Annotated in this window: 3 protein-coding genes; 1 reads left to right on the top strand and 2 read right to left on the bottom strand. The window is 46.7% G+C overall.

Translation table 11 applies throughout. The features are described from left to right. On the top strand, positions 1-187 hold a 187-nt coding region (locus JX325_RS16345; RefSeq protein WP_204792093.1), incomplete at its 5' end, for a hypothetical protein. Between the two features lie 78 nt (positions 188-265). Here the strand turns inward: JX325_RS16345 and JX325_RS16350 are convergent. Beyond that, a complete protein-coding gene (locus tag JX325_RS16350) occupies positions 266-949 on the bottom strand; it encodes a transcriptional regulator (protein ID WP_243414149.1) in 684 nt (227 codons plus the stop codon). A gap of 470 nt (positions 950-1,419) precedes the next feature. After that, a partial coding sequence (locus tag JX325_RS16355; RefSeq protein ID WP_204792094.1) for a hypothetical protein occupies positions 1,420-1,669 on the bottom strand: 250 nt, incomplete at its 5' end.

The following is a 1,669-nucleotide window of genomic DNA, read 5'->3' on the forward strand; positions in this document are numbered from 1 at the left end:
CCTTATTGCCCGTGGAAAGGGTCTGCTTCCAGAAAAGATATTTTGTCTTTTAAAAATACTTTTTATTTTTTCAACTGGTAAAAAATATCCAAAGGCGAATTATCGTTGCATTCGCCTTTGGATGCGAATCATTTTGTCAAAATATAGCCCAACAGCCCCGGGCTTTTTGTCATTGTCTACAGTATAAGCGATCTGTCGAATCTTGTCAATACTTTTTATCAAATTACCAGACAAAATATTTTTTGTCTGGTATACAAAAAGTCTATCAGCTTTGCTTGGCCGGGTGCTCTGCCTTTTCCTTTTGCATTTTGCGTACAGAATCCAGGTACGTGTAAAATGTGTACCTGGAGATTCCCAATAACGAATATACCCGATCGCTGGATTTTGTAATCACAAAGGCTCCTTTGGCATCGAGGTCTGCTATAAACTGCATCTTTTCCTCTTTTGTCAGCAGCCTGGGCGGTTTACCATACTTTACTATGCTCTGCTCAATCAATCGGTCCAGCAGTTCGTTTACATTGGGTGTAAATATTTCTTGGGAGGTATCGCTGCTGCCATTTTCCCGAAAATCGTTATATTCCCGCAGACATTTTTCAAAATAGATTGTATCTGTAATATCCAGATTCAAACAAAGAGACCCTATCGGATCTCCGTGGCTGTTGTGAAAATATATAGACGAAGACCGCAAAATGTGGCCATCCGGCGCATATGTGATATAGTTGAACTTATCTTCCGCAGATACCGTTCCATTCATAATCTCCAGCCCAAGGTTCGTAGCGCAGCCGCCCACCGCCCGGCCTGTAATCTCCCCATTCCGGATGTCTACAATGGTATGGTCATGTTCAGCGGTAAAATCATGCAGTACAATCTCGCATTTCTTCCCGAAATGTGCCTCCATCAATGCCATAATCTGCTGAAACAGCTTTTCGTTTTCACCAATATGCTCCACTTTTAGCACGCTCCTTTTGTAGATTAGATTTGAGGTTCGATATTGACTTTTTATTTGCACATCTTATCATTAGTCTTGTCCCGATGTCAATAGCTTTCACAATTGCATCACAGGGACCGCGAGGCCGATCAGTGCTGGTCCGGCTACAGGTCCATCGGCGAAGCCGTTCGCATGAGCGTCAACACAGTGTGGAAGCACATAACCGAGCAGTATAAAGGCCGGGGGCTGCTCCGGCGCCCCCGGCCGATGGACATTGCCCCGCTGAGCGGGCCAAGCCCTCGAATTTTGCCTGCTGTAGGTGATTTTCCAAAATTTTGGCAGGAGTCAGCACGGCCAGGCCCTTTAGTGGCACGCACACGATACGGCAGGCGGCTCGCGGCACAGTCCCTTAGTTCCTGTAATACAGCTTCTCCCATTCCTCCGGCATGCCGCGCTCCTCTGCCTTATCCCTTGTCCAACGAGAGGCGGCGTCATGGATGTACCAAGTCTGATATGGCTTTCTGTATCTTTTCCCCTTTATGGGCGCCTTGTTTGACCGCCCGGCTCTTTTTCTGACCTATTTTTCCCATATTCGCCGTATTCTGCATATTTAAGGAAGCACTGATTAAAGCAGGTAAAAGGCAGGCAAACAGACGAAGGCAGTGGAAACGTCCAATAAAGGGACCATATTGGGGGATGAATTCCTCGCTTTTCCAGTCCCAGCCCGGCCGAAGGGCGCAA

This window comes from Oscillibacter sp. CU971 (assembly GCF_905219725.1).
Classification (GTDB): domain Bacteria; phylum Bacillota; class Clostridia; order Oscillospirales; family Oscillospiraceae; genus Oscillibacter.